Origin of the sequence: Serratia sp. CY44782 (assembly GCF_052168715.1) — a bacterium.
Taxonomy (GTDB): domain Bacteria; phylum Pseudomonadota; class Gammaproteobacteria; order Enterobacterales; family Enterobacteriaceae; genus Serratia; species Serratia nevei.
Genome location: NZ_JBJNME010000001.1, coordinates 12,415 through 37,183 on the forward strand (window position 1 = coordinate 12,415; position 24,769 = coordinate 37,183).

Genomic DNA, 24,769 nt, shown 5'->3' on the forward strand with positions numbered 1-24,769 from the left:
CCCTATGTTAAGTCAGTCTTACTCCCTCCCGGCCTTTGAACTGCCGCAGCCGCGCTGGGCGCGCGGCCTGCTGCTCGCCCTGGCGGCGCACGCGGCGTTGGTGCTGCTGTTTTACTGGCCGCAGACGGCGCTGGAGCAGGTGGTACTGCCACCGCCGGCGGTGATGATGAGCTGGGCGGCGCAGATTGAAGCGCCGGAAAGCAAGCCGCTGCCGCTGGGCGTGCAGCAGGCGGAATCCGCCGCGGCGCAGCCGGCGGAGCAGCAGCAACAGCCGGATCTGCCCAAGCTGGCGCGCGCCGAGAAAGCGAAAATCGTGACGGCGGAGAAGAAGCGCGCCGAACACCGCCCCCCGCAAAAATCGCAGCCGAAGCCGCAGGAACAGGCCAAAGAGACGCGCAATGCCGCCGCGTCCAGCGCCGCCGCGCCGCAGGCGCAGACGATCGCCCACCAGACCGCCGCACCGATCAACAGCGACGCCAACAGCAACGCGCAGGCCAAACTGTCGTGGGAGAGCCTGGTGAAAGGCAAACTGAACCGTATCAAGGATTACCCTTTGGATGCCCGCAGCCGCCGGCGCAGCGGTATGCCGCAGGTCAGCTTCAGCGTCGACGCGCAGGGGCGGGTGTCGAACGTCATGCTGCAGGTGCGTTCCGGCACCGCGTCGCTGGATCGGGAAGCGGTGGCGGTGGTGTCACGCGCCCAGCCGTTGCCGCCGCCGCCGCCGGAGATGCTGCAGCAGGGGGCGGTCAAGGTGACGATGCCGATCGATTTCAATCTGGCGGAGCTGAATGCCCGCCGTTAATGCCCGCAGGTGCCGCATCGCCGTCGTGCGCCTCTTCAAACTTCGTGAGGGATTATGAATCCGCTATTATGCACCCCGCGCCGCCGCATTGCGGCCGCGCTCTGGCTTTCTTTAGGCGTCGCCGGCGCCGCGCTGGCGCAACCGCAGCCGCCGTTGGCGGAACGCGCGCCGAAAGCGTTGACGGCGCACGGCGAGACGCGCACCGACGACTACTACTGGCTGCGCGACGATAGTCGAAAAGAGCCGAAGGTGCTGGACTACCTGAAGGCGGAGAACCGCTACACCGAGCAGATGATGGCGCCGTACCAGAAGCTGCGCGCCACGCTGTATCAGGAGATGCTGGGCCGCATGAACCCTGACGATCGTTCGGTGCCGTATCAGCTCAACGGCTATCGCTATCAGGAAAGCTACGCCGCCGGTAAAGATTTCGCACTGTATCAGCGCCAGGCGCTCACCGCCGACGCGCCGTGGCAAACCCTGCTGGACGCCAATCAGCGCGCGGCCGGCCACGCCTACTATCGCCTGGGGGCGATGGATGTCAGCCAGGACAACCGCCGGCTGGCGGTGGCCGAAGATCTGCAGGGCCGCCGCCAATACCGCATCTCCCTGCGCGAGATAGGCAGCGAACGCTGGTCGCCGGAAACGCTGGAAAACACCTCCGGCAACATGGTGTGGGCCAACGACAACCAAACCCTGTTCTACGTGCGCAACCACCCGCAAACGCTGTTGCCATATCAGGTTTATCGCCATCAGTACGGTACGCCGACGGCGGAAGATAAGCTGGTGTACCAGGAAAACGATCCGGCGTTCTACCTCAGCCTCGGCCGCTCGTCCTCGCGTGATTATCTGATTCTGACCATCAGCGGCAACACCACCTCCGAAGTGCGCCTGATCGACGCCAACCAGCCGCAGCGCGAGCCGCAGCTGTTCGCCGCCCGGCAGAACGGCCGCGAGTATTATCTCGATCACTACCGCGGCGAGTTCTATCTGCGCTCCAACCATCAGGATCCGAACTTTGGCCTGTACCGCACGGCGGCGGCGGGCAAACCCTGGCAGACGCTGATCGCGCCGCAGGCGCAGCACGAGGTGGAGAGCTTCAGCCTGTTCCGCGACTGGTTGGTGGTGCAGGAGCGCGCCAACGGGCTGGTGCAGCTGCGGCAAATCAGCTGGGACGGCAAAACCGAGCGCGCCATCCCGTTCGATGACGCCAGCTACATGGCCTGGCTGGGCTATAACCCGGAGCCGGACAGCGATCGGTTGCGCTACGGCTATTCGGCGATGACCACGCCGACCCGCACCTATGAGTGGGATCTGAACAAGGGCGAGCGCACCCTGTTGAAGCAGCAGGAGGTGAAAGGCGTCGATCCGAGCCTGTATCACAGCGAGCGCATCTGGGTCACGGCGCGCGACGGCGTGAAGGTGCCTGTCTCGCTGGTGTACCGCACATCGCTGTTCAAAAACGGGCATAACCCGCTGCTGGTGTACGGCTACGGCGCTTACGGCATGAGCATGGATCCGGCGTTCAGCGCCAACCGCATCAGCCTGCTGGATCGCGGCTTCGTCTATGCGTTGATCCACGTGCGCGGCGGCGGCGAGCTGGGGCAGAGCTGGTACAAGCAGGGCAAGCTGACGCACAAAGCGAACAGCTTCAACGACTTCATCGACGCTACCCAGGTGCTGATCAAAGACGGCTACGGCCAACCGGGGCGCATCTATGCCATGGGCGGCAGCGCTGGCGGCTTGCTGATGGGGGCGGTGATCAATCAGGCGCCGCAGCTGTACAACGCGGTGGTGGCACAGGTGCCGTTCGTCGACGTGGTGACCACCATGCTGGACGACAGCATTCCGCTGACCACCGGGGAATACGAGGAGTGGGGCAACCCGCACCAGCCGGCCGCCTATGCGCTGATGAAGTCCTACAGCCCGTACGACAACGTGCGCAAGCAGCGTTACCCGAACCTGCTGGTTACCAGCGGTTTGTACGACTCCCAGGTGCAGTATTGGGAGCCGGCCAAATGGGTGGCGAAGCTGCGGCGCTTCAAGCAGGGCGATTCGCTGCTGCTGCTCTCCACCGACATGACCGCCGGCCACGGCGGCAAATCGGGCCGCCTGGCGCGGCTGGAAAACGGCGCGCTGGAGTACGCCTTTATTTTGGCGGCGGACCGGCAGGCGCAGAAATAACCTTTAGCGCCGCAGCACGCTGCGGCGCAATAAAACAATAACAATCTTTTACCGCGCGTTTCGGCGGGCTTTTTGCTGGGCATTGTCGGCCATCAAATCTTATTGGCTATTTCTGGGGATATATGAAAATCAAAATGATAGCGAGCCTGATCGGCGCGGGACTGGCGCTGTACGGGTCGGCTGCGGCCGCGCAGGAACAGGCGGAAAATAATAAAGGCAACGTGGCGTTCAGCCCGCTCAACGTCTCGGCCGCCGACAGCGGCAAGAGCAGCGAAAAAGACGCGTTGGCCCGGCCGGGTGCATTCAGCTCGCGCGATGAAAACAAAAATCTGGAGTCGGTGGACAGCATTCTGCGCAGCATGCCGGGCACCTATACCCAGATCGATCCCGGCCAGGGATCGGTCAGCGTCAATATCCGCGGCCTGAGCGGCTTTGGCCGGGTCAATACCATGGTCGACGGCATCACGCAAAACTACTACGGCAATTCGCCGAACGACGCGGCGCACGGGGGATTGCCCACCAGCCAGTTCGGGGCGCTGATCGATCCTAACTTTATCGTCGGCGTCGACGTGGCACGCGGCAACGCCACCGGCTCCGCTGGGGTGAACGCGCTGGCGGGCAGCGCCAACTTCCGCACCATCGGCGTGGACGACGTGGTGTTTTCCGATAACCCGTTCGGCGTGCGCACCAAATTCTCGGTGGGCAATAACGGCATCGGCCGCAGCGGCATGATCGCCGTGGGCGCCAAAACCGCCGCCTTTGCCGACGGCGGCAGCCTGGGGGCGATGGCGGCGATCAGCGGCAGTTCCATCACCTCCAACTACAAAAACGGCGCCGGTTTCGACAGCGAGATGTTTAACGTTGATAAAACCTACCGCCAGAACCCGAAATCCCAGCTGTTCAAGGTGGACATCAAGCCGGATGCCTTCAACAGCATCGAACTGTCGGCGCGCAGCTACCAGAATAAAATCACCCGCCGCCACGTCGACAGCGACGATTTCTACCTTAAATATCACTACGCGCCGTTCTCCGAGCTGATCGATTTCAACCTGACCGCCAGCACCAGCCGCGGCGAGCAAAAGTTCATGTCCGACAACATGGCGGGGTTCAGCGACAGCACGGCGAAAAACATCTCCGATGCGCTGGATATCAACAACACCAGCCGTTTCAGCCTGCAGGATGTCGATTTCGCCTTCAGCTACGGCGGCAAGCTGGTGCGCAACGAGTATAAGAAAAAGGCCTCCGGCTTGGTGACGGATGACAATCAGGCGGAAAGTTCGTCGGTGGGAATGTCGGGCAAGCAGGATATCTCCAGCCTGTACAGCGGATTGCAGGCCAACTACGGCATCTGGCAGGGGAATTTCGATCTGAACTACACCGCCTATCGCCTCTCCGGCTATAAGCCAGCCTGTGACGAGCGCGTAGAGTGCTTCCCGCAGGGCGCCGGCAATATCAACCGCAACGAACACGGCTTCAACCCATCGGTCATGCTGTCGGCGCAGGTGACGCCGTGGCTGCAGCCGTTCGTCAGCTACAGCAAGTCGATGCGCGGGCCGAATATCCAGGAGGTGTTCTTCGCCAACAGCGGCGGCCAGTCGATGAACCCGTTCCTGAAGGGCGAAAAAGCGGAGACCTGGCAGGGCGGTTTCAACGCCAATGCTCACGATCTGTTGTTCAAGCAGGACAGTTTCCAGCTGAAAGCGGTCTATTTCGAAACCAGAATCAAAAACTACATATCCAGCCAAACCTACCAGGTGTGTAAAAACCGCCAGAAGTGCAACCGTTCGCAGGCGACGCAGGAAGAATGGAAGGATGCGGACGTCAACGTCAACATGACCATGTACAGCAACGCTCCCGATCCGGTCAAAATGCGCGGGGTGGAGCTCGAAGCGCTGTACGACGCCGGTTTCGCCTTCACCAAGCTGTCGTTAAGCAAGGAGCATACCTCCCAGCCGACCAACCAGGCCAGCAACGAATTCGGCGCGGGCGATGTCAGCGAACTGCCGGAATTCTACTTCACGCTGGACAGCGGGGTGCGCCTGCTGGACGAGACGTTGACGCTGGGCGGGGTGGTGAAATACACCGGCAAGTCGGTGCGCCTGTCGCCTGATTCCATTCGCGATGAAAACGAACAGTTGATGAAGGAGCCGGCGCCGCATATTCCGACCATTATCGATCTGTACGGCACCTATCAGGTGAATCGCAATCTGCTGCTGAAGCTCAGCGTGCAAAACCTGATGGACAAAGACTACTCGGACGCGCTGAACAAAATGAACTCGCTGCCGTCGCAGTCACAAGATTTCACGCCGACCAACACCGCCCGTGGGCGGACTTATATCTTCGGCGGGGAGGTTCGTTTCTAAACCGCAGCAGAGCAGGGCGCAGTCACTGCGCCCGTTTCGCCTGCTGCAGCCATTTGTCCAGCTCGTTGGCGAACTGCTGGCGATCGCGCTGGTTTAGGGCGTTCGGGCCGCCGGTCTGAATGCCGCTGGCGCGCAGGGTATCCATAAAATCGCGCATGTTGAGGCGCTCGCGGATGGTGTCCGGCGTATAGCGCTCGCCGCGCGGGTTCAGCGCCACCGCGCCTTTCTCTATCACCTCAGCCGCCAGCGGGATATCGGCGGTGATCACCAGATCGCCCGCTTCGCAGCGGCGCACGATCTCGTTGTCGGCCACGTCGAAGCCGGCCGCCACCTGCAGTGAACGGATGTACTTCGACGGCGGTGTGCGCAATGGCTGGTTCGCCACCAGCGTCACGGTGATGGCGGTGCGATCGGCGGCGCGAAACAGCACCTCTTTGATCACGTTCGGACAGGCGTCCGCATCGACCCAAATCTGCATCATTTCGGCTCCTGCAGCCAGTCGCGCACCGGCAGGAAATCGCGCGTCAGCGCCGCTTCCGGGCTGCCTGTGTCCGGCTGGTAGTTATATTCCCAACGCACCAGCGGCGGCATCGACATCAGGATGGACTCGGTGCGCCCGCCGGTTTGCAGCCCGAACAGCGTGCCGCGATCCCACACCAGGTTGAACTCCACGTAGCGGCCGCGGCGATACAGCTGGAACTGGCGCTGGCGCTCGCCCCAGCTCAAGGCTTTGCGTTTTTCGACGATCGGCAGATAGGCGTCGAGGAAGCCCTGGCCCACCGCGCGGGTGAAGGCGAAGCAGTGGTCGAAGTCCGGGGTGTTCAGATCGTCGTAGAACAGGCCGCCGATGCCGCGCGCTTCGTTGCGGTGCTTGATGAAGAAGTAATCGTCGCACCATTGCTTGTATTTGGGGTAGACCTCGTCGCCGAACGGCGCACACAGATCGGCCGCGGTGCGGTGCCAGTGCACGGCATCCTCTTCGAAGCCGTAGAACGGCGTCAGATCAAAGCCGCCGCCGAACCACCACACCGGCGCTTCGCCCGGCTTTTCGGCGATGAAGAAACGCACGTTGGCGTGGCTGGTGGGCACGTAAGGGCTGAGCGGATGGATAACCAACGAGACGCCCATCGCCTGGAAGCTGCGCCCGGCCAGTTCCGGACGGTGCGCGGTCGCCGAGGCCGGCAGGGTGGCGCCGGAGACGTGTGAGAAGTTGACCCCCGCCTGTTCGAACACCGCGCCGTTGGTCAGCACGCGGCTGCGGCCACCGCCGCCTTCTTCACGCGTCCATTGGTCTTCGGTGAACACGGCGCCGCCGTCGGCCTGGGCGAGCTGCGCGCAGATATGATCCTGCAGCGCCAGCAGGAAGGATTTTACTTCAGCGATGTTAGGTAAACTCATGCGGGGTCTTTATAGCGTCTGGCTGAACAAGGCGCTGAGTATACTCTTATTCGCCGCCCGCGGCATCAGCGGGGTTTGCGCTGGTGGGCGTCGAAGTAGTCGAAGAAGTTGACGATGCCGTCCGCGATGGCGCGGGCTATTTTCTCGCGAAACGCGGTGGTGCCCAGCAACCGCTCTTCGTTCGGGTTGGTGATGAACGAGGTTTCCACCAGCACCGAAGGAATGGACGGGGATTTTAACACCGCGAACGCCGCCTGTTCGGTGCTGTCGCTGTGCAGGTGGTGGACTGGGCGGATCTGGCCGAGCACGTGGCGGCCGAGCGTCAGGCTGTTGTTGATGGTGTCGGTTTGCACCAAATCGAACAGCACCTGCTGCAGGTAGTTGTCTTGATCCTTGTACTTGCCGCCCGCCACGTCGTCGGCGGCGTTTTCACGGTTGGACAGGTAGCGCGCCATGGCGCTGCTGGCGCCGCGGTTGGAGAGGGCGAACACCGAAGCGCCGGAGGCCGATGGGCTGGTAAAGCCGTCGGCGTGAATCGAAATGAACAGATCGGCCTGGTGCTGGTGGGCGATCTCCACCCGCTGGAACAGCGGAATGAACTCGTCTTCTTCGCGCGTCAGGCGCGCCTCGACGTGGTCGTGCTCATGCAGAAAATGGCGCACGTGGTTGGCGATTTCCAGCACGATGTGTTTTTCCTGCGAGCCTTCGTGGCCGACCGCGCCGGAGTCGATGCCGCCGTGGCCGGGATCGATCATCACCAGTTTTTTGCCGCCGGCCGGTTTCGCCGCCGGTTTGCTATGCTGATTGCGCAGCAGGCCTTCCGCCCTGGCGCTGCGGTTTTTCACGCCGAACAGCGCTACCGCCAGGCCGGAAAGCAAAAGTTGGCGTCGCGTCGGGGAAACGGCAAGCGGCTTAAAATTGAGGAATTGTTTACCCTGCTTTTTCATTACGCAACGCTCCATCGACGTTTCTATTTTGCGACGTTATATCGTATTGATAATCATTAATCGACCCGATAACTATTTCCATTTATTACGCCTGTTACCGGCGATTTCTGGGCAAATAGCGCGGTAAATCGCAGTTTGATATTGCGTAAGTGAATAATCACGCGATAATCAGATAAACACCTTAATTAACAGCGGCCAACATCGATGGAAATTCGCGTATTTCGACAAGACGACTTTGAAGAGGTCATTACCCTGTGGGAGCGCTGCGATCTGCTGCGGCCCTGGAACGATCCGGAAATGGACATCGAGCGCAAGCTGAACCACGATCCGGAGCTGTTCCTGGTGGCGGAAGTCGGCGGCGAAGTGGTCGGTTCGGTGATGGGCGGTTATGACGGCCACCGTGGCTCGGCGTATTACCTCGGGGTGCATCCCGACTATCGCGGGCGCGGCATCGCCAATGCGTTGATCAATCGTCTGGAGAAGAAGTTGATCGCCCGCGGCTGCCCGAAGATCCAGATTATGGTGCGCGAAGACAACGACACGGTGGTAGAGATGTACGAGAAGCTCGGCTACGAGATCCAGGGTATCACCAGCCTGGGCAAGCGGCTGATCGAAGATCAGGAATATTGATCGAGCGGCGGGCGGCGGCGTTGCACCGCCCGCCGCAGCGCATTACGGCAGCTTTTTGACGGTTTTCACGTCCACTTCGACGCTGTTCCAGTCTTTATCCACTTTGCCTTCCAACTGCACCTTGTCTTTCGGCGTAACGGTTTGGCCGTTCCAGCGTTTGCGATCGATATCGACCGTCAGGGTGCCGGTGGCGTCGCGGAAGGTATAGGTTTCATCACCGATGCGCTGCTCGATGTTACCCTGCAGCATCACCCAGGTGTCGTCGCTCATCGATTTCACCTTGTCCACGGTGGTCAGCGCCGCGCTGGGGCCGGAGAAACCGCCTTGTGCGGTGGTTTGCGTTTGAGCCTGCGGTGCGGCCGGATCGAGGAACCCGCCTTGTTGCGCCAGTACCGGTGCGCTGCACAGCGCGATCAGAGCGGCCAGAGTCAGTTTTTTCATGTTGCGCTTCCTTATCGTTATCGAAAATCACATCCCGCTGATATCGGGTTGCTTGCTAAGTGATAAGGATTAAAACACGCCGATCTTAAGAGCTTCTTAAGCCGACGCATTGAAATTCCCATCGCCGGAGCCCATCTGTAGCCATAGTCTTTATTCTGTTGGCAAGGAACGATTGTTGAAGCCATTCTCACCCCGGTTTTCCCCGGACGATTACGACCAGCACGGCGCGCTGCGGCTGCCGCTGGGATTTTGGGCCGTGCTGATTCTGCAGGCGCGCACCTGGCTGCTGTTCGTGATGGCCGGCGCTTCGCGTGAACAGGGCGAAAGCTTGCTGGCGCTGTTTTATCCGGATACCCAACGCTTTTGGTACGGTATGCTGCTCGGCCTGCCGGCGGCGCTGGCGTTTTTGCTGAGCGGCCGCCGCCACCAATGGCCGCGGCTGTGGCGCGGCTGGCGTTGGGGGCTGATTATCTCCGTGCTGGCGTCGCTCGGCGGCTCGCTGTTCAGCCTGTGGCGCCAGGACGGCGATGCGCCGGGGCTGGAGCTGGCGTTGGCGCTGCTCGATGCGCTGGCGCTGAGCTATCTGCTGTTGAATGCGCGCCTGAAAGCCTGTTTTGCGCCGGCGGAGCACGCCGACTAATTGCCGAGAAGTGCGGCACTTTTCGCATTTTCCGCACTCCAAGCTGGCAACCGTTGGCGTAGTGCGGGCCGTTGTGAGAGGCTGGCACGCAGCAAAACGCCGAGTGCGGCAGGGGCGGATTACCGCCCCGTGCCATTGATGTTTAAGGAGCTAGAGATGAATATTCGTCCCCTGCTGTTAGGGCTTCCGCTGTTACTGACCGGCTGTTCGAGCATGTCCAATTTCTCCTGGTCCAGCCTGTCGCCGTTCAACTGGTTCGGCAGCAGCCTGGAGGTCGGCGCCAAGGGCGTCGGCAAGCTCAACGCTGGCACGCCGATGTCGGAAAGCGCCATCAACGACGGGCTGGACGGCAACTACCGCCTGCGCGGCGGCATGGCGACCAGCAACGGCCAGATCGTCTCTTATTACCAGGCGCTGTCCGGCGACGAAGTGAAGCTGGTGATCACCGGCGAGCCGAAAGGGCACGTGCAGCGGGTAGACGTAATGGATCAGAAAGTGGCGACGGAGTGGGGCAACAAGCTCGGCACGCCGTTCGGCGATATGTACAGCAAGGCGTTCGGCTCCTGTAAACCGGGCAGCGGCGAAGACGCCGGCAAAGTGGAGTGCGTGGCGGAGCAGAGCAAGTACGTTACCTATATCTTCAGCGGCAAGTGGGCCGGGGCGCAGGACATCATCCCGCCGGACGACACCCTGAAAAGCTGGACGGTCAGCAAAATCATCTGGCACGCCAAGCCGCAGCAGTAATATGTTCAACGGGCGCCGGTTCACGGCGCCTGCCTTTTCAAGCCATTACCCCTATTTTCTTTGCGCTGCTGCAAGGCAATCGCCCGTGCTTGCGGTATGATAGCGCGCGTTTGTAACAGGGAACCCGCGCGTCAACCGCCATACCTTACCTGTTGCCGGATTCTGGTATTGAGGATAACAACATGACACAGGTTCAGAGCGGCATTCTGCTGGAGCACTGCCGTTTCGCCATTTTTATGGAAGCCACTGTACAGGGCGAATTCGCCGACTTGCGCCAGGGCTGCAAACAGTTTTGTCAGACGCTGAGCGAGCTGCAGCAGCAGTTTCCCGATGCGCGCCTCGGCGCGGTGATCGCCTTCGGCTATGACGTTTGGCACGATCTTTCCAACGGCCAGGGCGCGAAAGAGCTGAAGCCGTTCACGCCGCTCGGCAAAGGGCTGGCACCGGCCACCCAGCGCGATATGCTGATCCACATTCAGTCGCTGCGTCACGACGTCAACTTCACGCTGGCGCAGGCGGCGCTGGCGGCGTTCGGCAACGCCATCAAGATTGAAGAAGAAACCCACGGTTTCCGCTGGGTGGAAGAGCGCGATCTGAGCGGTTTCATCGACGGTACCGAAAACCCGCAGGGCGAGCAGCGCCCGGCAGTGGCGACGATTGCCGAAGGCGAAGAGGACGCAGGCGGCAGCTACGTGCTGGTGCAGCGCTACGAGCACAACCTGCGCCAGTGGCAGCGTTTTACCACCGAACAGCAGGAGCAGATCATCGGTCGCACCAAGCGCGACAGCGAAGAGCTGCCGGCCGATCAGCGCCCGGATACCTCGCACGTTAGCCGCGTCGATCTGAAAGAGAACGGCAAGGGCCTGAAAATTCTGCGCCAGAGCCTGCCTTATGGCACCGCCAGCGGCAAGCATGGCCTGTTCTTCATCGCCTATTGCGCACGCCTGCACAATATCGAGCAGCAGCTGCTGAGCATGTTCGGCGATCTGGACGGCAAACGCGACGCGATGCTGCGTTTCAGCCGTGCGGTTACCGGCAGCTACTACTTTGCGCCATCGCTGACGCGCCTGCTGTCACTTTGACGCCGTTGCCGAAGCCGGCGCGCCCGGCTTCGGCCCGTTTTCCCGCCCCGAAAACGCCTCGCATTCCCTGCCTTATAGCGTTTGATGCTTGTAAATCACTAAACGGTATATAAAAGCGTTACAGCTCCGCACCGAGTTATAAATACACTGGTCGTCAATAAGGCGAAAGCCTGAAGGAATGACTCAGTGATAAGGTGCAGAATGAAACAAAACCGGGTTAAAAATCTCGTGCTGAAAGGTTGGCTGGCGGCTGCGCTGTTGGCGAGCGGCGCCGCGTCGGCGGCGGAATTGCTGAACAGCTCTTATGACGTTTCCCGTGAATTGTTCGTCGCGCTGAATCCCGGCTTTGAACAGCAGTGGAATCAACAGCATCCGAACGACAAGCTGACCATCAAACAATCGCACGCCGGTTCCTCCAAGCAGGCGCTGGCGATCCTGCAGGGCCTGCGCGCCGACGTGGTGACGTACAACCAGGTGACCGACGTGCAGATCCTGCACGATCGCGGGCAGCTGATCCCGGCGGATTGGCAGGCGCGCCTGCCGAACAACAGTTCGCCGTTCTACTCCACCATGGCGTTTCTGGTGCGCAAGGACAACCCGAAGGGGATCCACACCTGGAACGATCTGGTGCGCGACGACGTGAAGCTGGTGTTCCCGAACCCGAAAACCTCCGGTAACGGCCGTTACACCTATCTGGCCGCCTGGGGCGCTGCCAATCAGGCCGACGGCAACGATCCGGCCAAGACCCGCGCCTTCATGACCCGCTTCCTGAAGAACGTGCTGGTGTTCGATACCGGCGGCCGCGGCGCGACCACCACCTTCGTCGAGCGCGGCTTGGGCGACGTGCTGATCAGCTTCGAGTCCGAAGTGAACAACATCCGCAAGCAGTACGGTGAGGACAAGTACGAAGTGATCGTGCCGCCGGTCGATATTCTGGCGGAGTTCCCGGTGGCCTGGGTCGACAAAAACGTCGAGCGCAACGGTACCGAACAGGCGGCCAAAGCCTATCTGAACTATCTCTACAGCCCGGCGGCGCAGCAGGTGATCACCAGCTTCTACTACCGCGTGTATGACCAGAAAGCGATGGCGGCGGCGAAGGGGCAATTCCCGGACACCCAACTGTTCCGCGTGGAAGATCAATTCGGCGGCTGGCCGGAGGTGATGAAAACCCACTTCGTCACCGGCGGCGAGCTGGATCAGCTGTTAGCTGCAGGGCGCAAGTAAATGTTGGCGTTGTCGTCCAGTAAGCGGGTGCTGCCCGGATTTGGCCTCAGCCTCGGCAGCAGCCTGTTTTATACCTGTTTGATCTTGCTGTTGCCGCTCACCGCGCTGGTGATGCAGCTGGCACAGATGAGCCTGGCGCAATACTGGGAAGTGATTTCCAACCCGCAGGTGGTGGCGGCGTATAAAGTGACGCTGCTGGCGGCCGGCGTCGCCAGCCTGTTCAACGCGGTGTTCGGCATGCTGATGGCCTGGATCCTGACGCGCTACCGTTTTCCCGGCCGTTCGCTGCTGGACGGCCTGATCGATCTGCCGTTCGCACTGCCGACCGCAGTGGCCGGCCTGACGCTGGCGGGGCTGTTTTCCACTACTGGCTGGTACGGTCAGTGGCTGGCGCATTTCGACATCAAGGTCACCTTTACCTGGCTTGGGATCGCGGTAGCGATGGCGTTCACCAGCCTGCCGTTTGTGGTGCGCACCGTGCAGCCGGTTCTGGAAGAGCTGGGGCCGGAATACGAAGAGGCGGCCGAGACGCTGGGCGCCACGCGCTGGCAGAGTTTCCGCCGCGTGGTGTTGCCCGAGGTGGCACCGGCATTGCTGGCCGGCACCGCCATCTCCTTTACCCGCAGCCTGGGCGAGTTCGGCGCGGTGATTTTCATCGCCGGCAACATAGCCTGGAAGACGGAAGTGACCTCGCTGATGATTTTCGTGCGTTTGCAGGAGTTCGATTACCCGGCGGCCAGCGCCATCGCCTCGGTGATCCTGGCGGCGTCGCTGCTGCTGCTGTTCAGCATTAACGTATTGCAAAGCCGCTTCGGCAGACGTTTGGGAGGAGGGCACTGATGGCCGATGTTTCCGCCTTCAACGGCGCCGAGCGCCCGCGCGTCAACTGGGGCAAGTGGACGCTGATTGCCATCGGCGCGCTGTTCTCGGTGCTGCTGCTGGTGGTGCCGATGATGTCGATTTTCGCCGAGGCCTTTTCCAAAGGGTTCGGCGCGATGTGGAGCAACTTGCTCGATCCGGACATGCTGCACGCCATTTGGCTGACGGTTTTGATCGCGCTGATCACCGTGCCGTTCAACCTGGTGTTCGGCACGTTGCTGGCGTGGCTGGTGACGCGCTTCACCTTCCCCGGCCGCCAGCTGTTGCTGACGCTGATCGATATCCCGTTCGCCGTTTCACCGGTGGTGGCGGGGCTGATTTACCTGCTGTTTTACGGCAGCAACGGCCTGCTGGGCGGCTGGCTGGATGCGCATAACATCCAGATCATGTTCTCCTGGCCGGGCATGGTGCTGGTGACCATTTTCGTCACCTGCCCCTTCGTGGTGCGCGAGCTGGTGCCGATGATGCTCAGCCAGGGCAGCCAGGAAGACGAGGCCGCCATTCTGCTGGGGGCGTCCGGCTGGCAAATGTTCCGCCGCGTAACGCTGCCCAACATTCGCTGGGCGCTGTTGTACGGCGTGGTGCTGACCAACGCGCGCGCCATCGGCGAGTTCGGCGCAGTGTCGGTGGTGTCCGGTTCGATTCGCGGCGAAACCTACAGCCTGCCGCTGCAGGTCGAGCTGTTGCAGCAGGATTACAACACCGTCGGCTCCTTTACCGCCGCCGCCCTGTTGACCCTGATGGCGATCGTTACCCTATTTTTGAAGAGCGCGCTGCAGTGGCGTCTGGAACGTCAAAACGCGCGTCTCGAGCGGGAGGAAAATCATGAGCATTGAGATTAACGGCATCAACAAGTACTTCGGTCGCACCAAGGTATTGAACGATATCTCGCTCGATATTGCTTCCGGCGAGATGGTGGCGCTGCTCGGGCCGTCCGGTTCCGGCAAGACCACGCTGCTGCGTATCATCGCCGGGCTGGAAAGCCAGAGCGGCGGTAAGCTGGGCTTCCACGGCACCGACGTCAGCCACATGCATGCGCGCGACAGGCGCGTAGGCTTCGTGTTTCAGCACTATGCGCTGTTCCGCCACATGACGGTGTTCGACAACATCGCCTTCGGCCTGACCGTGCTGCCGCGCCGCGAGCGGCCGAACGCCGCGGCGATCAAACAGAAAGTCACCCAGCTGCTGGAAATGGTGCAGCTGGGCCACCTGGCCAACCGCTATCCGTCTCAGCTGTCCGGCGGCCAGAAACAGCGCGTGGCGTTGGCGCGCGCCCTGGCGGTGGAGCCGCAAATTCTGCTGCTGGACGAACCGTTCGGCGCGCTGGATGCGCAGGTGCGCAAAGAGCTGCGCCGCTGGCTGCGTCAGCTGCACGAAGAGCTGAAGTTCACCAGCGTGTTCGTCACCCACGATCAGGAAGAGGCGATGGAAGTGGCCGACCGCATCGTGGTGATGAGCCAGGGCAATATCGAACAGGTCGGGTCGCCGGAAGAGATTATGCGCGAACCGGCCAGCCGCTTCGTGCTGGAATTCATGGGGGAAGTGAACCGCCTGAACGGCGAAATTCGCGGCTCCCAGCTGTTCGTCGGCGCGCACCAGTGGCCGCTGTCGTTCCAGCCGATGCACCAGGGCAGCGTCGATCTGTTCCTGCGTCCGTGGGAAATGGAAGTGGCGACCGAAAGCAGCGAGCGTTGCCCGCTGCCGGTGCAGGTGTTGGAAGTCAGCCCGCGTGGCCACTTCTGGCAGCTGACGGTGCAGCCGATCGGCTGGCATCAGGAACCGATCGGCGTGGTGTTGCCGGAAGGCAATCCAACCCCGGTGCGCGGCGGCCGTTATTACGTCGGCAGCCTCAATGCGCGGCTGTATGCCGGCGATCAACTGCTGCAACCTGTTGCGTTAGCCAAAAGCGCCTGATAGGTTTTAGCTGCCCTTTTCTTCAAGGCAACCCCCGGGTTGCCTTTTTACTTTACGCACACCAACACAGGCAAAGATCGTGACAACGCTCGAACAATGCATCGGGAACACCCCGCTGGTACAACTGCAACGGCTGGCCGCCCAGGCGGGCAGCGAGGTATGGGTCAAACTGGAAGGCAATAACCCGGCGGGATCGGTGAAGGATCGCGCTGCGTTGGCGATGATCCAGCAGGCGGAGCTGCGCGGCGAGATCAAGCCCGGCGACGTGCTGATCGAGGCCACCAGCGGCAATACCGGCATTGCGCTGGCGATGATCGCCGCGCTCAAAGGCTATACGCTGAAGCTGTTGATGCCGGAGAACATGAGCCTGGAGCGGCAGGCGGCGATGCGCGCGTACGGCGCCGAGCTGATCCTGGTCAGCCGTGAGCAGGGGATGGAAGGGGCGCGCGATCTGGCGCTGGAGATGCAGCGTCAGGGGCAGGGCAAGGTGCTGGATCAGTTCAACAATCTCGACAATCCCTACGCCCATTTCACCACCACCGGCCCGGAGATTTGGCGCCAGACCGAAGGACGCATCACGCACTTCGTTTCCAGCATGGGCACCACCGGTACCATTACCGGCGTGGGCGGTTACCTGAAGAGCCAGAATCCGCAGGTGCAGATCATCGGCCTGCAGCCGGCAGAAGGCAGCAGCATCCCCGGCATTCGCCGTTGGGCGCCCGCTTACCTGCCGGGCATTTTCCGCCCGGAGCTGGTGGATCAGGTGCTGGATATCGAGCAGCGCGATGCTGAGCAGACCATGCGCCAGCTGGCGCAGCGTGAAGGCATTTTCTGCGGCGTCAGCTCCGGCGGCGCGGTAGCCGGCGCCCTGCGCGTCGCGGCGGCCCACCCCGGCAGCGTCGTGGTGGCGATCGTCTGCGATCGCGGTGACCGTTACCTCTCCACCGGCGTGTTCGACTGAATGTGCCCTCCCGGCGGCGCGTTTCGCCGGGAAACTCCCTCTCACTTCCCTTTTGACCGACCGCATAGCCGGCCCGCCTGCGCGATGGCCGGCGCCTGTCTGCACGCCAATACCCTGACAGAAGTAGAGAAATCGCGCGACAGCAGCCACAATAACGGTGGCGAGACGCGAACCGCGATGTGTAAGGATTGAGTAAAACCGGCTGCGGGCCGGCGGAATTGGCGGGAAAATAACGAAAATCGGTGAAGGAGCAAGGCATGAAAATTTTACTGGTCGACGATGACCTGGAGCTTGGCACCATGCTGAGCGAATACCTGACGGGCGAAGGCTTCGACGCCACGCTGGTGCTGACCGGCAAGGCGGGGGTAGAGGGCGCGCTGTCGGGCGACTATACCGCGATGATCCTCGATATCATGCTGCCGGACATGAGCGGCATCGACGTGCTGCGCGACGTGCGTAAAAAGAGCCGGCTGCCGATCATCATGCTGACCGCCAAAGGCGACAACATCGATCGGGTGATTGGCCTGGAGATGGGCGCCGACGATTACATGCCCAAACCTTGCTACCCGCGCGAATTGGTGGCGCGTCTGCGCGCGGTGCTGCGCCGTTTCGAAGAGCGGCCGCAGGAGGCGGACGACGAAGCCGCCATCAGCTTCGGCGAGCTGACGCTGAACCCTTCAACCCGCAGCAGCGAATGGCGCGGTAAGGCGTTTGATCTGACCGCTTCGGAATTCAATCTGCTGGAGCTGTTGCTGCGCGCGCCGGATCGCGTGGTGTCGAAGGATGAATTGTCCGAGAAGGGGCTGGGGCGCCCGCGCGAGGCCTATGATCGCAGCGTGGACGTGCATATCAGCAATATCCGCCAGAAGCTGAGCGCGCTGGCCGGTAATACGCTGAGCATCGAGACGGTGCGCAGCATCGGCTATCGCATTCGGTAACCTGACATGCGCGGAAGACTGTTCTGGAAAATTTTGCTCGGCTTTTGGCTGACCTTCCTCATCATGACGCAGGCCCTGTGGGTGGCGTTTTCTTTGTATGGCGACCGCTATGTGCCGCCGGAGAACGCTATGGCGCGGCGGGTCATCGGCCTGCAGCTGACCTCGGCGGCTACCCAGTTGCGCAGCGGCGGCATGCCGGCGCTGGAAGCCCTGATGCGCGATTGGCCCGAGGACGACAGGCGTTTGCTGTCGGTGACGCCGATGACCCAACCGCCGCCGCCCGCGCCGGAAGAACCGGTATTTGAAGGGCGGCGGATGCCGAAGGAAATCTCTGCCTGGGTGCAGACCGGGGAAGGGCAGGGATACTGGCTGAGCTATAACGTGCGCGGGCTGCGGGAAGAGTATCGGCCGGAGCGGCGTTCCCATTTCTTCAACATTCCTGCGCCGATGCTGTGGGTCGGCGGGCTGGGCGGTTTGCTGTTCAGCGCCGTGCTGGCCTGGAACCTGACCCGGCCGATGCGTCAGCTGCGCGGTGGCCTGGATCGGGTGGCGCAGGGCGATCTGTCGGTGCGGCTGTTCCCGAAAATGCGCCGCCGTCATGACGAGCTGTCCGACGTGGCGCGCGATTTCGACACCATGGCTGAGCGGCTGGAGCTGCTGGTCAGCGCCCGCGAGCAGTTACTTCATGACGTTTCGCACGAGCTGCGTTCGCCGCTGGCGCGCCTGCAGCTGGCGATCGGCCTGGCGCGGCAGAATGCCGGCAACGTCGAAACCTCGCTCAAGCGCATCGAACACGAGTCGGGGCGGCTGGATAAGATGATCGGCGAGCTGCTGGCGCTGTCGCGCGCCGAACACAGCAGCCTGCCGGACGAGGAGTATTTCGATCTGTACGGCCTGGTGGATGCGGTGGTGAGCGATGCACGCTACGAGGCGCAGGTGCCCGGCGTGGATATCGTGCTGCAGGCCGAGTCGGACGTGGAGTACACCGTCAAGGGCAATGCGGAGCTGATGCGGCGAGCGGTGGATAACATCGTGCGTAATGCGCTGCGCTTTTCCAGCCACGGCCAGCGGGTGACGGTGGCGCTGACGCGCGTTGATAACCAGTTCCAGATCGCGGTCAGCGATCAGGGGCCGGGAGTCGAGGAGGCGAAGCTGTCGAGCATTTTCGATCCGTTCGTGCGCGTGAAGTCGGCGCTGTCGGGCAAGGGGTACGGCCTGGGGCTGGCGATCACCCGCAAGGTGGTGCTGGCGCACGGCGGCCAGGTTGAGGCGCGCAACGGCGATAAAGAGGGGCTGGTCATTACCCTGCGTATCCCGCGCTGGCCGTCATAACGTAGCGAAATCGGGATACGACGAAGGAGATAAAAAAAACGGCGCCGAGGGCGCCGTTTTTCTTGCTCATTCGCGATTACTTCTTGATGCGGATGATCGGGGTTTCGCCAACGGTCACGCTGCCGGACAGTTTGATCAGCTCTTTGATCTCGTCCATGTTGGAGATAACGACCGGCGTCAGGGTAGACTTGGCTTTCTCTTCCAGCAGAGGCAGGTTGAACTCGATAACCACGTCACCTTTCTTGACGCGCTGGCCTTCTTCGGCGATGCGTTTGAAGCCTTCGCCTTTCAGTTCTACGGTATCGATGCCGAAGTGGACGAACAGCTCAATGCCGCTGTCGGATTCGATAGAGAATGCATGGTTGGTTTCGAAAATCTTACCGATGGTGCCGTCAACCGGAGCAACCATTTTGTTGCCGGCCGGTTTGATGGCGATACCGTCGCCAACGATTTTTTCAGCGAACACTACGTCCGGCACATCTTCGATATTGACGATTTCGCCAGAAAGGGGAGCGACGATCTCGATAGTGCCCGTGTCTTTCTTGTCATCAGAAACCAGAGATTTCAGTTTATCGAACAAACCCATGATCTTCTCCTAAGCATTAAATTGGGCGGCGTTCCAGTGTCGTGGAAGTTTAGCAGAGCGTTTTTTCTTCGATGAATTTATTGACGCAATTCATCAGGTCTTGTGCCGTTGGCTGTGCCAAGGCCTGCGCTGCCAACGCCTTCACATCTTCGAAATTCGTGTTACGAATAATTTTCTTGATGCGCGGGATTGAAATCGCACTCATGCTGAACTCATCCAGCCCCATGCCCAATAACAACAGTGTAGCACGCTCATCGCCAGCCAGTTCGCCGCACATGCCGGTCCACTTGCCTTCCGCGTGAGATGCATCAATAACCTGTTTGATCAGGCTAAGCACTGATGGGGACATCGGGTTATAGAGATGAGAAATCAGCTCGTTGCCGCGATCTACCGCCAGAGTATACTGGGTTAGATCGTTTGTCCCAATACTAAAGAAGTCGACTTCTTTCGCCAGGTGGTGAGCAATGACCGCCGCAGCCGGTGTTTCCACCATCACGCCCACTTCGATGCTCTCGTCAAACGCCTTGCCTTCTTCGCGCAGCTGCGCTTTCAGCGTCTCGATTTCGCCTTTCAGATCGCGCACTTCTTCCACGGAGATGATCATCGGGAACATGATGCGCAGTTTGCCGAACGCCGAGGCGCGCAGGATGGCGCGCAGCTGGGCGTGCAGGATTTCACGGCGGTCCATCGCGATGCGGATGGCGCGCCAGCCGAGGAACGGGTTCTCTTCCTTCGGCAGGTTCATGTACGGCAGGTCTTTGTCGCCGCCGATGTCCATGGTACGGACGATCACGGCCTGCGAGCCCATGGCTTCCGCCACGGCTTTATAAGCCTGGAACTGCTCGTCTTCGGTCGGCAGCGAGTCGCGGTCCATGAACAGGAACTCGGTACGATACAGACCGACGCCTTCCGCGCCGTTGCGCTCTGCACCCGCGACGTCGCGCACGGTGCCGATGTTGGCGCAGACTTCAACCTGATGGCCGTCCAGCGTAATCGCCGGCAGGTCCTTCAGCTTGGCCAGATCGTTTTTCTCGGTGATGTATTGGTTCTGGGCGGCTTTCAGCTGATCGATAACGTCAGCGGTCGGGTTAACGTAAATTTTGTTGTTAACCGCATCCAGAATCAGGTAGTCGTCGTTTTTCACCTGCTTGGTCACGTCGCTGGTACCGACGATCGCCGGCAGCTCCAGGGAGCGCGCCATGATAGAGGTGTGGGAAGTCCGGCCGCCGAGATCGGTAATGAAGCCCAGCACTTTGTCCAGGTTCAGCTGCGCGGTCTCTGACGGGGTCAGATCGGTGGCCACCAGGATCACTTCGTCCTGAATGGAGCCCAGATCGACGATCGGCATGCCCAGGATGTTCTGCAGCAGGCGCTTACCGATGTCGCGCACGTCGGCGGCGCGCTCTTTGAGGTATTCGTCGTCCAGCTCTTCCAGCGCTTTCGCCTGACCTTCGATCACGGTGTAGGCGGCGGCGTCTGCGGAGGCCAGATCGTCTTTGATTAGGGCTATGATTTCCTGCTCAAGCTCTTCGTCTTCCAGCAACATGATGTGGCCTTCGAAGATAGCTTCCTTCTCTTCGCCGAAGGTTTCGCCAGCTTTGGTCTTGATCGCTTCCAGCTGTTCGGACGCTTTCGCGCGGCCGGCCAGAAAACGCGAGACTTCCTGCTCTACTTGATCAGCAGAGATTTTTTTCCGGTTGATGACAATGTCGTCTTCTTTCAGCAAGAGAGCCTTACCAAAAGCGATGCCCGGTGATACTAAAATGCCTGAAATCATAACCCTACCTTACTCTTGACTGGTGTTAACTAAAAAGACGGGCCGATTACTCAAGCTCTGCCATCAGTTTTACCAAGTGCTCAACGGCTTTCTGCTCGTCTTCACCTTCAGCGGAGATGGTCACTACGGTCCCTTGAGTCAGCCCCAGAGTTTGCAGTTTGAACAGGCTTTTAGCGCTGGCGCTTTTGCCGTTGGAGGTCACGGTGATGTCAGACGTGAAGCCTTTGGCTTCTTTAACGAACTGAGCGGCAGGGCGAGTATGCAGACCATTCGGAGCGGTAATAGTAACTTCTTGCTGGAACATTGATGTTTCCCCAACTTATTGGATTAATGTTGTGGAGCTAAAGTTTAGCCCAGGGGCCTGACTTTAGCTTGTCTGGTTATAGCGCCTGACTATGGACAGGGGCGAACGTTGATGCAACAGAAAACGACGCGTTAGGCACTTCAGATCAAAAAACTCGGCTTTAGACGTCGTTCCAATCCGCTCCCCATTATGCCCGATTCGACGCGTCGGCGACAGATGAGTAAATCGATTCAGCCTTGACCGGGCTCGGGGGGTGATTAATTTTGCGCATCGAAATAATGCACCGTTAAATACTAAAGCCGACGGGCAAAAGCAATCTTGGACTGCTATAAAGTTTGATCCAGTCCACAAAAAAGCACCCCGCAGGGTGCTTTTTTAGCGATTTGTGCAGTGGTGGAATTACTGCTGCAATTCCTGCTCGGTGAACAGATCGGCAAACAGCGCGGTGCTCAGATAACGTTCGCCGGAAGAGGGCAGGATCACCACGATGGTCTTGTCGGCGAACGCCGGTTCTTCGGCCAGTTTCACCGCCGCCACGACCGCTGCGCCCGAGGAAATGCCCGCCAGGATGCCTTCTTCGTCCATCAGGCGACGCGCCATGCTGATGGCTTCGTCGTTGGAGACCTTCTCGACGCGATCCACCAGGTCCAGATCGAGGTTGCCTGGAATGAAGCCGGCGCCGATGCCCTGGATCTTGTGCGGGCCCGGTTTCAGCTCTTCACCGGCCAGCGCCTGGCTGATGACCGGCGAGTCGGTCGGCTCGACCGCCACGGTAGTGATGGCCTTGCCTTTGGTGTTCTTGATGTAGCGGCTGACGCCGGTCAGCGTGCCGCCGGTGCCGACGCCGGAGATGAACACGTCGACTTCACCGTCGGTGTCTTCCCAGATTTCCGGGCCGGTGGTTTTTTCATGGATGGCCGGGTTGGCCGGGTTGCTGAACTGTTGCAGGATCAGGTAACGGTTCGGATCGGTGGCGACGATCTCTTCGGCCTTGGCGATAGCGCCTTTCATGCCTTTCGCCCCTTCGGTCAGCACCAGATTGGCGCCGAGCGCCTTGAGCAGCTTGCGGCGCTCGATGCTCATGGTTTCCGGCATGGTCAGCGTCAGCTTGTAACCGCGCGCGGCGGCCACGAAGGCCAGCGCGATGCCGGTGTTGCCGCTGGTCGGCTCCACCAGCTCTTTACCGGCGGTCAGCACACCACGTTGTTCCGCATCCCAAATCATATTGGCACCGATGCGGCATTTGACGCTGAAGCTCGGGTTGCGTGATTCAACCTTGGCCAGAATGCGTCCGTTGCCGATACGGTTCAGACGAACCAGCGGCGTATGGCCGATTGTTAATGAGTTGTCTTCATATATCTTGCTCATAGCCCGTCCTTTAACTCTATGAAAATGTGGGGAACATCGAAAGCATACGCTAACAGTACCGGCAGGGAAGTAAAGAATTGGTATATCTATATGTTATTAGGAAATAAGTTTTAAGCACAATGATAAGGGCGCGAAATGCGCGCCCTGTCGAAAATTCCCGCGCTATCGGCGGCAAAAAGCGGCGGTTATCGGACGAATTGCGAGCGGTAGCGATCGACCCACATCGCGGTGGCGCCGCAGACGGCGACCGGCAGGATCACCAGGTTGAGGATCGGGATCATGGTGAACAGGCTGACCAGCGCGCCGAACTGCAGGTTGTCGGTTTTGTGCTGGCGCAAGGCGCGGCGCATGTCGGCAAAGCTCACCTTGTGGTTGTCGAACGGGTAGTCGCAATACTGGATCGCCAGCATCCAGGCGCTGAACAGGAACCATAGCACCGGCGCCACCGTCTGGCCGATGCCGGGCACGAAGTACAGCGCCAGCAGCAGCAGCGCGCGCGGCAGGTAATACATCAGCTTGCGCCATTCGCGCGCCATGATGCGCGGCAGATCTTTGGCGATGCCGAGCAGGCCGGTGTCCGGCAGCGGTTTGCCGGTCAGGCTGCCTTCGAGCTGCTCGGCCAGCAGGCCGCAGAACGGCGCCGCAATCAGATTGGTGATGGTGCTGAACAGATAGCTGAACACCAGCAGCACCGAAATGACCGCCAGCGGCCACAGCAGGTAGCTCAACCATTGCAGCCAGTCGGGAACGTGGCTCATCATCGCCGGGATCCAGTCGCCGAGCCGGCTGAACAGCCACCAGAAAGCGGAGCCCATCAGCAGCACGTTGACCAGCAACGGCAGGACCACATAGCGTTTAATCCCCGGGCGCGAAATCAGGCGCCAGCCTTCGGCGAAATAGTGAATGCCGCTGGTTGAGCGGGCAGGGGGCTGCGTATAGGACATATCTTAAGTTATCTCGTTGTCTGAACAGGCATCATTATCATATAGGGATGATTTTCCACTGGCTAGGGTAGGGTTGGCTGAAAAACCAGCAGAAAAAGGCAGTATAATCATCTTTATTGGCATAAAGTTCAGCACGGACTTGCACTTGTGTGCGCGGGCAAATAGAGTTAAAGAGTGAATGTTTGCCGCGGTGGCAATGTATTGGAACAACAGAGATAGCAATGATGCAGGATTTGCGTCTGATATTAATCGTTGTTGGCGCGATCGCCATAATAGCGCTGTTATTGCACGGTCTGTGGACCAGTCGCAAAGAACGGTCAGCGCTCTTCCGCGATCGCCCAGCCAAACGTTCCCAAAAGGAACGTGAACAAACTCCGATCGACGATCTCGAAGAAGGCGTCGGTGAGGTGCGCGTACGCGCCGCTCACCCGCAAGACGAGCCGTCATTTGGCCATTTCGATGCCGCACGCGAAGAACCCGTGGCCGCGCCGAAGCCCGCTCCGGCGGCTGCGCCTGCGCCCCGCGCCGTTCAGCCGGCTGCCCATCAGACGCCGCCTCCGCTGTCTCAGCGGCCGGAGTATGATGACATCCTGCTGAACAACTACGCGCCGGACGAAGAACAGGCCGAGCCGCAGCAACCGCAACCGGCCGCGCGCCGTGAGCCGCGCGTCGACGATCTGCCGCATGAACATGAGGCGCCGCAGGGGGCGGAACCGGCATTCCACGCCGAGCCGGCCCCTGTGCAGCAAGCGCCGGAAGTGAAGCCGGCGCAGGAGCCTGCGCCACAGCCACAACAGCCGGCGGCTGCGCCCATTCAGGCCAAGCTGAAAGAGACCGTGCTGGTGCTGCACGTCGCAGCCCATCAGGGCGGCGTAATCGGCGGCGAAGTGCTGCTGCAGAGCGTGTTGCAGGCGGGCTTCCAGTTTGGCGAGATGGGCATCTTCCACCGCCATATCAGCCCGGCCGGCAGCGGCCCGGTGCTGTTCAGCCTGGCGAACATGGTCAAGCCGGGGTCGTTCGATCCTGACATGATGTCCGACTTTTCCACACCGGGCGTGTCGATGTTCATGATGGTGCCGTCTTACGGCGACGCCAATCAGAACTTCAAGCTGATGCTGCAGTCGGCACAGCGCATCGCCGACGACGTGGGCGGCGTGGTGCTGGACGACGAGCGCCGCATGATGACGCCGCAGAAGCTGGAAACCTACAAAGCGCGTATCCGTGAAGTGTTGGAAAACAACGCCTGAGCGGGTTGCCGCGCGCACTGAACATCCGTAACAACAAAGCCCCCGCTAGCCGGGGGTTTTTTATCTT

General features: G+C 60.7%; 24 protein-coding genes. 15 read left to right on the plus strand and 9 right to left on the minus strand.

Annotated elements, in window-relative coordinates:
* Positions 1-4: 4 nt before the first annotated feature.
* From ACJ8HT_RS00070 to ACJ8HT_RS00080, 3 genes are all read left to right on the plus strand, one after another.
* Entirely contained in the window at positions 5-802 is a 798-nt protein-coding gene (locus tag ACJ8HT_RS00070) for a TonB family protein (RefSeq protein ID WP_197652361.1), read from the plus strand.
* Positions 803-856: 54 nt separating this feature from the next.
* Positions 857-2,983 carry a S9 family peptidase gene (locus tag ACJ8HT_RS00075; RefSeq protein ID WP_197652362.1) on the plus strand — a complete coding sequence of 709 codons (2,127 nt, stop codon included), beginning with the start codon at positions 857-859 and terminating at the stop codon, positions 2,981-2,983.
* Between the two features lie 122 nt (positions 2,984-3,105).
* The gene (locus ACJ8HT_RS00080; RefSeq protein ID WP_197652363.1) at positions 3,106-5,346 is read left to right on the plus strand and encodes a TonB-dependent receptor domain-containing protein; all 2,241 of its coding nucleotides are present in this window, start codon (positions 3,106-3,108) and stop codon (positions 5,344-5,346) included.
* A 22-nt stretch (positions 5,347-5,368) separates the two neighbouring features.
* Here the strand turns inward: ACJ8HT_RS00080 and ACJ8HT_RS00085 are convergent, their stop codons facing one another.
* The 3 genes from ACJ8HT_RS00085 to amiA form a co-directional block, all read right to left on the minus strand.
* Positions 5,369-5,824, minus strand: coding sequence for a YaiI/YqxD family protein (locus ACJ8HT_RS00085; RefSeq protein ID WP_197652675.1), 456 nt, complete (start codon positions 5,822-5,824; stop codon positions 5,369-5,371).
* Positions 5,824-6,744: an oxygen-dependent coproporphyrinogen oxidase gene (gene hemF, locus ACJ8HT_RS00090; RefSeq protein WP_197652364.1), complete on the minus strand. Its 921-nt coding sequence runs from the start codon at positions 6,742-6,744 to the stop codon at positions 5,824-5,826. The genes ACJ8HT_RS00085 and hemF overlap by 1 nt, the downstream gene beginning before the upstream one ends.
* 65 nt (positions 6,745-6,809) lie before the next feature.
* Complete coding sequence (amiA, locus tag ACJ8HT_RS00095) at positions 6,810-7,691, minus strand: N-acetylmuramoyl-L-alanine amidase AmiA (protein ID WP_197652365.1); 882 nt, start codon at positions 7,689-7,691, stop codon at positions 6,810-6,812.
* A 204-nt stretch (positions 7,692-7,895) separates the two neighbouring features.
* On the opposite strand from amiA, the gene ACJ8HT_RS00100 reads away from it, so the two are divergent.
* Positions 7,896-8,321: a GNAT family acetyltransferase gene (locus ACJ8HT_RS00100; protein WP_004936504.1), complete on the plus strand. Its 426-nt coding sequence runs from the start codon at positions 7,896-7,898 to the stop codon at positions 8,319-8,321.
* A gap of 42 nt (positions 8,322-8,363) precedes the next feature.
* On the opposite strand, the gene ACJ8HT_RS00105 is transcribed toward ACJ8HT_RS00100, so the two are convergent.
* On the minus strand, positions 8,364-8,762 hold the full coding sequence (locus ACJ8HT_RS00105; RefSeq protein ID WP_038881272.1) for a YgiW/YdeI family stress tolerance OB fold protein: 399 nt from the start codon (positions 8,760-8,762) through the stop codon (positions 8,364-8,366).
* Between the two features lie 175 nt (positions 8,763-8,937).
* Here ACJ8HT_RS00105 and ACJ8HT_RS00110 point away from each other — a divergent pair, with 175 nt between their 5' ends.
* From ACJ8HT_RS00110 to ACJ8HT_RS00155, 10 genes are all read left to right on the plus strand, one after another.
* The gene (locus ACJ8HT_RS00110) at positions 8,938-9,402 is read left to right on the plus strand and encodes a DUF2919 domain-containing protein (RefSeq protein ID WP_060439267.1); all 465 of its coding nucleotides are present in this window, start codon (positions 8,938-8,940) and stop codon (positions 9,400-9,402) included.
* A gap of 156 nt (positions 9,403-9,558) precedes the next feature.
* A complete protein-coding gene (locus ACJ8HT_RS00115) occupies positions 9,559-10,146 on the plus strand; it encodes an RpoE-regulated lipoprotein (RefSeq protein ID WP_038881279.1) in 588 nt (195 codons plus the stop codon).
* A gap of 182 nt (positions 10,147-10,328) precedes the next feature.
* Complete coding sequence (locus ACJ8HT_RS00120) at positions 10,329-11,228, plus strand: Dyp-type peroxidase (protein ID WP_038881282.1); 900 nt, start codon at positions 10,329-10,331, stop codon at positions 11,226-11,228.
* Between the two features lie 201 nt (positions 11,229-11,429).
* A complete protein-coding gene (locus ACJ8HT_RS00125) occupies positions 11,430-12,452 on the plus strand; it encodes a sulfate ABC transporter substrate-binding protein (RefSeq protein WP_197652366.1) in 1,023 nt (340 codons plus the stop codon).
* Positions 12,453-13,292: a sulfate/thiosulfate ABC transporter permease CysT gene (gene cysT, locus ACJ8HT_RS00130; RefSeq protein ID WP_019453852.1), complete on the plus strand. Its 840-nt coding sequence runs from the start codon at positions 12,453-12,455 to the stop codon at positions 13,290-13,292.
* Positions 13,292-14,167, plus strand: a complete 876-nt coding sequence (gene cysW / locus ACJ8HT_RS00135; RefSeq protein ID WP_019453851.1) for a sulfate/thiosulfate ABC transporter permease CysW — start codon at positions 13,292-13,294, stop codon at positions 14,165-14,167. The genes cysT and cysW overlap by 1 nt, the downstream gene beginning before the upstream one ends.
* Positions 14,157-15,245, plus strand: coding sequence for a sulfate/thiosulfate ABC transporter ATP-binding protein CysA (cysA, locus tag ACJ8HT_RS00140; RefSeq protein WP_049198410.1), 1,089 nt, complete (start codon positions 14,157-14,159; stop codon positions 15,243-15,245). Before cysW ends, cysA begins: the two co-directional genes overlap by 11 nt.
* A 79-nt stretch (positions 15,246-15,324) precedes the next feature.
* On the plus strand, positions 15,325-16,206 hold the full coding sequence (gene cysM / locus ACJ8HT_RS00145) for a cysteine synthase CysM (RefSeq protein ID WP_033638551.1): 882 nt from the start codon (positions 15,325-15,327) through the stop codon (positions 16,204-16,206).
* 257 nt (positions 16,207-16,463) lie between these two features.
* Complete coding sequence (locus ACJ8HT_RS00150; RefSeq protein ID WP_038881296.1) at positions 16,464-17,144, plus strand: response regulator transcription factor; 681 nt, start codon at positions 16,464-16,466, stop codon at positions 17,142-17,144.
* A gap of 6 nt (positions 17,145-17,150) precedes the next feature.
* Positions 17,151-18,476 carry an ATP-binding protein gene (locus tag ACJ8HT_RS00155; RefSeq protein ID WP_060419835.1) on the plus strand — a complete coding sequence of 442 codons (1,326 nt, stop codon included), beginning with the start codon at positions 17,151-17,153 and terminating at the stop codon, positions 18,474-18,476.
* 76 nt (positions 18,477-18,552) lie between these two features.
* Here ACJ8HT_RS00155 and crr read toward each other — a convergent pair whose 3' ends face one another.
* From crr to cysZ, 5 genes are all read right to left on the minus strand, one after another.
* The gene (crr, locus tag ACJ8HT_RS00160) at positions 18,553-19,062 is read right to left on the minus strand and encodes a PTS glucose transporter subunit IIA (protein WP_004936467.1); all 510 of its coding nucleotides are present in this window, start codon (positions 19,060-19,062) and stop codon (positions 18,553-18,555) included.
* 49 nt (positions 19,063-19,111) lie between these two features.
* Positions 19,112-20,839 carry a phosphoenolpyruvate-protein phosphotransferase PtsI gene (gene ptsI, locus ACJ8HT_RS00165; RefSeq protein ID WP_025303782.1) on the minus strand — a complete coding sequence of 576 codons (1,728 nt, stop codon included), beginning with the start codon at positions 20,837-20,839 and terminating at the stop codon, positions 19,112-19,114.
* Positions 20,840-20,885: 46 nt separating this feature from the next.
* The gene (gene ptsH, locus ACJ8HT_RS00170; RefSeq protein ID WP_004936458.1) at positions 20,886-21,143 is read right to left on the minus strand and encodes a phosphocarrier protein Hpr; all 258 of its coding nucleotides are present in this window, start codon (positions 21,141-21,143) and stop codon (positions 20,886-20,888) included.
* A 399-nt stretch (positions 21,144-21,542) separates the two neighbouring features.
* Positions 21,543-22,511, minus strand: a complete 969-nt coding sequence (cysK, locus tag ACJ8HT_RS00175) for a cysteine synthase A (protein WP_038881303.1) — start codon at positions 22,509-22,511, stop codon at positions 21,543-21,545.
* Positions 22,512-22,696: 185 nt separating this feature from the next.
* Complete coding sequence (gene cysZ, locus ACJ8HT_RS00180; protein WP_049198406.1) at positions 22,697-23,455, minus strand: sulfate transporter CysZ; 759 nt, start codon at positions 23,453-23,455, stop codon at positions 22,697-22,699.
* 221 nt (positions 23,456-23,676) lie between these two features.
* On the opposite strand from cysZ, the gene zipA reads away from it, so the two are divergent.
* Positions 23,677-24,702: a cell division protein ZipA gene (gene zipA / locus ACJ8HT_RS00185; protein WP_049272108.1), complete on the plus strand. Its 1,026-nt coding sequence runs from the start codon at positions 23,677-23,679 to the stop codon at positions 24,700-24,702.
* Positions 24,703-24,769 lie beyond the last annotated feature (67 nt).